The 7369-nt window shown below is 34.0% G+C and carries 5 protein-coding genes; 3 read left to right on the top strand and 2 right to left on the bottom strand.

Annotated elements, in window-relative coordinates:
* Positions 1-476 precede the first annotated feature (476 nt).
* Positions 477-3479, bottom strand: coding sequence for a pyruvate, phosphate dikinase (ppdK, locus tag EZH24_RS04765; RefSeq protein WP_137997978.1), 3003 nt, complete (start codon positions 3477-3479; stop codon positions 477-479).
* A gap of 226 nt (positions 3480-3705) precedes the next feature.
* Between ppdK and EZH24_RS04760 the strand changes: the two genes are divergently transcribed.
* The 3 genes from EZH24_RS04760 (at position 3706) to EZH24_RS04750 (ending at position 6550) form a co-directional block, all read left to right on the top strand.
* Complete coding sequence (locus tag EZH24_RS04760) at positions 3706-4383, top strand: OmpA family protein (protein WP_137997977.1); 678 nt, start codon at positions 3706-3708, stop codon at positions 4381-4383.
* A 371-nt stretch (positions 4384-4754) separates the two neighbouring features.
* Positions 4755-6104, top strand: a complete 1350-nt coding sequence (locus EZH24_RS04755) for an MATE family efflux transporter (RefSeq protein WP_137997976.1) — start codon at positions 4755-4757, stop codon at positions 6102-6104.
* A 2-nt stretch (positions 6105-6106) separates the two neighbouring features.
* Positions 6107-6550, top strand: a complete 444-nt coding sequence (locus tag EZH24_RS04750) for a MarR family winged helix-turn-helix transcriptional regulator (RefSeq protein WP_137997975.1) — start codon at positions 6107-6109, stop codon at positions 6548-6550.
* Here EZH24_RS04750 and EZH24_RS04745 read toward each other — a convergent pair.
* The coding region (locus EZH24_RS04745) for an iron-containing alcohol dehydrogenase (protein WP_137997974.1) at positions 6547-7369 on the bottom strand (823 nt) is incomplete at its 5' end. The two genes, EZH24_RS04750 and EZH24_RS04745, sit on opposite strands and share 4 nt — an antisense overlap.

Raw genomic sequence — 7369 nt, 5'->3', positions numbered from 1 at the left:
AACAAGGATTTTTTATTTTCCTTGATAAGCTATCGAAATTGATTGAAGTTAAAAAGGTTTTAACTAATTTGATATTATATTTTTTTAAATCGCTCGGATTAAAAAATATTAAAAAATTAAATGTATTGAAAAATTGAGATAAAGAAAATCGACAAGAATTATCATTTAGAATACAATAATGGTTCTGTTCTGTTCTGTTCTGTTCTGTTCTGTTCTGTTCTGTTCTGTTCTGTTCTTCATGAGAATTTATCTCCCGTTAATTACCCAAAGACCGAAATTTTTCTTTTCGGTTTTTCGTTTATTTTAATTATATTATACGATATTTAAAAAAATTGTCAATAGCAATTAATTTAAATATCTAACAATTGCTAAAATTATAACATTATTTAAAAATATATCAAGCATTTAAATTGCAAAAAATAAGGCTCGCATACAAAAAATATGCAAGCCCAAAACTTCAAAAAATTATCTTTAATTTATCTTCCGCTTTTTTTCTTTGGAGTAGTTTTTTTAGAAGCGGCTTTTTTACTTGCCAACTTTTTAACGGCGGATTTTTTAGCCGCGGATTTTACCGTTTTGCTCGCTTTTTTCACGGCTTTCTTTATATTTTTAGACGCTTTTTTAACCGCTTTTTTGACGCTTTTCTTCACTTCTTGTTTTTGAGTTATAACGCCTTGAGCCGCCGCAAGTCTCGCTATAGGAACTCTATAAGGCGAACAACTTACATAATTCAAACCTATATTATGGCAGAACATAACGGTCGCAGGGTCGCCTCCATGCTCTCCGCATATTCCTATCGTAAGTTTTTTATTTGTCGCTCTTCCTTTTTCAACTCCTATTTTCAAAAGCTCTCCTATTCCTTCTTGGTCTAAAGATTGGAAAGGGTCTTTTTCGTAAATTTCTTTATCGACATAATCTTTCAAGAATTTGCCCGCATCGTCTCTTGAGAAACCGCCTCCCATTTGAGTTAGGTCGTTAGTTCCAAATGAGAAGAATTCCGCTTCCGTGGCGATTTTATCTGCAACCAAAGCGGCTCTCGGAACTTCAATCATCGTTCCAACTTTATAAGAAACTTTAACTCCTTCTTTTTCAAATACTTCGTCCGCTATTTTGATAATTCTGTCTTTTATCATTTTTAGCTCTTTCAAAGTTCCAACCAAAGGAATCATTATTTCTGGATGAACTTTAACTCCGTCTTTGCTCACTTTTACCGCCGCTTCTATTATAGCTCTTGCTTGCATATCGTATATTTCGGGGTAAGTTATACCGAGCCTACAACCTCTATGTCCGAGCATAGGATTAAATTCATGCAAACTATCTCTTATCGCTCTTAATTTGTCGAAAGGAACTCCCATATCGTTTGAAAGTTCTTCAAGTTGAGAATCTTCATGAGGAATGAATTCATGCAAAGGAGGGTCCAAAAGTCTAACCGTTACAGGATATCCGTCCATTGCTTTAAATATTCCTATAAAGTCTTCCATTTGCATAGGGAATAAATTATTCAAAGCTTCGTCATAAAGTCTTTTCGGTTCTCTATATGCGTTTTGAAGTTCGCTAACCAAATTATTTTTTCCCGCTCTTTCCGCTTCGTTTATTTGAGCTTGCAATTGTTTAACATCTTCGGCAACGAGTATCAATTGTCTAACGCTTTTGATTCTGTCTGCGTTAAAAAACATATGTTCAGTTCTGCATAATCCTATTCCTTCCGCTCCGAAACTTCGCGCTATTCGAGCGTCATGTGGAGTGTCGGCGTTTGTATGAACTTCCAATTTTCTTATATCGTCAGCCCATTTCATAAGTTTTTTGAAGTCTTCGGACATTTCCGCTTCTTTAGTGGCGACTTGTCCGAGCATTACCTCTCCCGTAGAACCGTCTATTGAAATATAATCTCCTTCTTTTACAATCTCATTTCCAACTTTCATGCTTGGAGGATTTGAAGAATAATCGATATCTAAAGCGCTACATCCCGCAACGCAGCATTTTCCCATTCCTCTTGCGACAACGGCGGCATGAGATGTCGCTCCTCCTCTTGCCGTCAAAATGCCTTCGGCGGCGTTCATACCTTTAATATCTTCGGGGCTTGTTTCTATTCTAACGAGTATTACATTTTCTCCCGCTTCTTTTTGTTTTTCCGCTCTATCGGCGGCAAATACGACTTTACCAACCGCAGCTCCTGGAGAAGCGTTTAATCCCTTTGCCAAAATTGTAGCCGATTTTTTAGCGTTAGGGTCGAAAGTAGGATGCAAAAGCTGGTCTAAATCGGAAGGATTGACTCTCATTATAGCTTCTTCTTTTGAAATTATTTTAGCTTCGGCAAGTTCAACCGCTATTCTAACCGCGGCTGCTGCGGTTCTTTTACCGTTTCTCGTTTGAAGCATGTAAAGTTTTCCTTCTTGAATGGTAAATTCCATATCCTGCATATCGCTGTAATATTTTTCCAACTGATTTTTATAACTTACAAGCTGTTTATACACATTAGGCATAACTTCTTCGAGAGATGGAAATTTTTCTTTTCTTTCAAATTCGCTTACATTGTTATTTTTAGCCCAATCCAAACTTCCTTCGAGCGTGATTTCTTGAGGAGTTCTTATTCCAGCGACTACATCCTCTCCTTGAGCGTTTATTAAAAATTCTCCGTAGAATTTATTTTCGCCCGTGGCTGGATTACGAGAGAAACATACTCCCGTAGCCGAAGTGTCTCCCATATTTCCAAATACCATCGCCTGAACATTAACGGCAGTTCCCAAGAGATTTCTTATATCGTTTAATTTTCTATAGGCTTCCGCTCTCGGATTATTCCAACTTCTAAATACGGCGTTTATAGCATGCCATAATTGAACTTTAGGCTCTTCTGGAAAATCTTCTCCCATTTCTCGTTTATACATTTCTTTATATTTAACCACGACTTCTTTCAAGTCTTCCACATTCAAATCGGTATCTTTAACTTCTTTTGCGGGTTTGCCTACTCTATCGGCTATGGAATTTTTCGCGTTTTGAAGTATATGCTCGAATTTCTCATGGTCTACTCCCATTGCGACATCTCCGAACATTTGAATAAATCTTCTGTAAGCGTCCCAAGCGAACCTCGGATTATTCGTTTTCTTTATCATTCCGTTAACGACTTTCTCGTTGATGCCTAAATTAAGTATAGTGTCCATCATACCTGGCATTGATATCGCGGCTCCAGAACGAACCGAAACCAATAAAGGTTTTTGCTCGTTTCCGAATTCCATATTCATAGCCCTTTCAAGTTTCTTAATGTTTTCGTCTACGAGTTTTTCCAAACCGTTAGGATACGATTTATTTTTCGAATAATAATCGCATACTTCGGTAGTTATCGTAAATCCCGCGGGAACAGGAACTTTACTTTCGGTCATTTGAGCCAAACCCAAACCTTTACCGCCCAAAAGCGCTTTCGTTTCTTTAGCTCCTTCCGACTTACCGTTCCCAAAAAAGTAAACCATTTTTCTTGATGCCATAATAAGCCCCCATTAAAAGTAATTTAAAATATTTTTTTATTAATAATATTATAATCTTTATTTTCTTTATTGTCAATTTTATTTTTAAAAAATTTTGTCTTAAATATAGTTGCGAATAGATTAAAATTTTAGAATAAATAAGTCGACTATTAAATATGACAATATTTTTGGTATATACTTAATTTGGAATTATTGTATAATATTTATAAGAAAACGAGGAATTATTATGAGAAATAAAATATATAATCTTTTATTTTTGTTATTTTCGTTAATTATTGCGCTAAACTGTCAAAGTTCTATAGTTATATCTTCAAATAGTCAAAGAAATAACAGGAATAATAGTAATAATATACAAACCAATAATATAAGAACTAATAATACGGCGACAAACAATATTACGACAAATCAAATTCAAACTAATACAGCTTCCACGATACAAATCGCTTATCAATATCAATTAACGGAAAGAGGAAAAGTTTTAATAGTCCCAGAAAATATTTTATTCGAACAAAATGGCAGCAGAGTTAATACCGACAGATATGGAAGAACCATAATATATGTGTCTTCTTTACTTGGAGTAACGAATATTATGAATATAATAGTCGAAGGACATATAGACAGTTCGGGAAGAGAAAGAACAAACGCTTTATTTTATAATTTAAGTAAAACCAACGATATATTATATCTATATAATGAAAGAAGCGATTACGATTTATCTTATTTGCGGGCTAAAACCGTATCGTCATATTTAACGAATGTTATGAAAACAAAATTAATAGATATAGGCGTGCAAAATTTAATCAATCCTTACGAGGATGACGCATTAAATAGAAGAGTCGAATTTATCATCATAGAAAATTCTAACGATATTAATATTTACAATAATTATTTTAGGAATAATTGATTTTCAAAAATTGATTGCCGCAATTTCTTGCCAAAGGCACTCCTACGAAGACGAAAACTCGCGCACGCTGTGTGCCTTACGGCATCGGCTCGCAATGACATCGCAAAAATAATTGTCATTGCGAAGTTTTATAAAAACTGAAGCAATCCAATTTATAACCCCACGCTCGCAATAACAAATTTTTTTTAAATTTTATATGTTGACAAAAAATTAAATATTTGTTAAAATAGTCCGAAAATGAACTAACCGAATACATACTAATATTTATTTTTTAATTTAAAATTTTTAATTAAAAACTTTTAAATTAACTTTTATTAGATTTTTAATATTAGAATTTTTAAATTAAAAAATAAATTAAATAGGAGATTTTTATGACACAAATAAAACAAACGAGAACGGTTGAAGAAATGAATAAATCTTTCTTTAAGTATGTTATTCCCGCCGTAATAGGAACTCTTTTGGGCGGACTCTACACGATAGTTGACGGCTATTTCGTGGGAAATACTTTGGGAGATACGGGGCTTGCGGCGATTAATATAGTTTATCCCGTAGGAAGTATATTGTTCGCCATAGGTTCTATGATAGGTATGGGAGGCTCGGTTATAATGTCGATTCATATCGGAGCGGGCGAGATTGAAAAATCGGAAGAAGCAAAAATAACGACTTTATTCAATTTGATTATAGCGAGCATTTTGGTAACGATAATATTGTTTACATTAAAAAACCCAATAATACATTTGCTCGGAGCGAGAGGCGAAGTATTCAGAGAAGCGAACGCTTACGCCACGATAGTTATTTTGGGCGGAAGTTTTCAAATAATGTCTATGGGATGCATGCCTATAGTGAGAAATCAGGGCAAAATGCTTCATGCAACGGCTTTCGTGAGTTCGGGGCTTATAACGAATATAATATTGGATTATTTATTTATGATGGTTTTTCATTGGGGAATGGCGGGCGCCGCTTTAGCCACAATAATAGCCGAGGGAATAGTCGGAATTTGCGGAATATATTATTTATTTATAAGAAAGAAGAGCAGAACGAGAGTCAGCTTAAAAAAATTTAATCCAAAAATGAGCGCGAAAGCTTTATTCATAGGATTATCGCCTTTCGGGATGATTATGTCTCCTTCTCTTATAGTCATACTCAATAATTTGCAATGTTTGAAATACGGAGGCGAGATTGCAGTGTCCGCGTATTCGGTTGCAAATTATATTTATAGTTCGACTTTACTTTTCTTCGAGGGAGTCGCCGAAGGTTGTCAGCCAATGATTAGTTTTTTTAAGGGAGCGAGAGAATATAAATTAATGAAAAGAGTTTTCAAAAAGGGAATAATATCGGCTTTGATTTTAAGCGCGTTATTTATAACCGCGGTTTTTATATTCAAAAATAAATTAGGTTTAATTTTCGGAGCGTCAACGGAAGCGAATAATATAATAACTTTCGCGTTGCCTATAATTGCCGTAGCTTTTTTGATGCAGTCGATAGTGAGGCTCGGAACTTCTTATCTTTATTCTTCTGGAAATGGTTTTTACTCAACGCTTATGACTTATATAGACCCGTTATTTATAAGTCCGTTATGCATATTGATTCTTCCGATATTCTTCAAATTAAACGGAGTATGGTTTGCAATTCCAACCGCTCAAGGAATATTGTTAATTTTATTTTTATCAATATTCTTCAAAACGAATAACGAAAATATTTTAAATAAAACGGAGGATTAAAAATGAAAAACGAAGAATTAAAAAAATATGTCGAGATTGACAATAATTTTTATTATGTTTCGGGGAGATTTTATTATAAATTTGCAAAACAATACGGCATGAGCGATATCGCCTTATATACTTTGCATTTAATTTATAATAGTAAAGAATGCATACAAAACGATTTGGCGGATAAATTAGCTTTGCCGAAACAAACTATATGCTCGATATTGGATAACTTTGAAAAAAAAGGCTATATAAAAAGGGAAATAAATCAAAAAGATAAAAGAAACCGATTAATAAGTTTGACAAAAAAAGGACTCGAATTTGCAAAACCGATTATTGAAGATTTGGAAAACATCGATAAAAGAGTTTTAAAATGTTTGTCTGACGAAGATATAAAAAAATATACCGACTGCCAAAAAGAGATTATAAAATTCATGGAGAATTATTTTAAGAATAATTAAACATTAGCCATTTTAAATATATTAAAAACATCCTCTCTGTTTAATTTTCTAAATCTTTTGAATTCCAAAGTTCCGTTTTTAGTCGCTCTGTCGGTTAATTCGTTTATAATCTCTTCGCTCTGTATTCCAATTTTAAGTTCGGTAAAATTCGTAGGCATATTTATTTCTTTAAAATATTCTATAGTTTTTTCAATTCCTTTTAATCCCGTTTCGTCTTCTATATTCCATACATTTTTTTCAAATTGAATAAATCTTTCTTTTTTGTCTTTATAGCAATATTTAGCCCAAGAACCCCACATAACCGACAAACTTGCTCCATGCGCCACATCGAATTTTGCGCTCAATTCATGTCCGAATTTATGAACTATCATATCGTAATTTGTTCCGAGTCCCGTTAAATTATTATGAGATAAACTTCCGCACCACATAAGCTCGCTCATCGCATCGTAATTATTTTTATCTTTCATCGCTATAAGTCCGTTTTTGATTACCGTTCTTAATATCGCTTCGGCTATCGCGTCCGTAGTTTGATTATTTTCGCTGTCTCCAAAATATCTATCCATCGTATGCATCATAATATCTACTATTCCGCATGCGATTTGATAATAAGGCAAAGTGAAAGTCAGACAAGGATTCATTATTGCAAATTTCGGTCTATTTTGTATCACATTCAAACCGACTTTTTCCGCCGTATCTTCGTTGGTTAAAACCGCTCCCATACTCGTTTCGCTTCCCGCCGCCGATATTGTCAAAATGCAACCTACGGGATAACTTTTTGTAACTTCTTTTTTACGGTTCAAAAAGCGTGAAAGAAAGCGG

It is taken from the genome of Brachyspira catarrhinii, assembly GCF_005518285.1.
GTDB classification, from domain to species: domain Bacteria; phylum Spirochaetota; class Brachyspiria; order Brachyspirales; family Brachyspiraceae; genus Brachyspira; species Brachyspira catarrhinii.
Note: the sequence above shows the minus strand (reverse complement) of the source record. Positions and strands in the feature narration are given on the sequence as shown.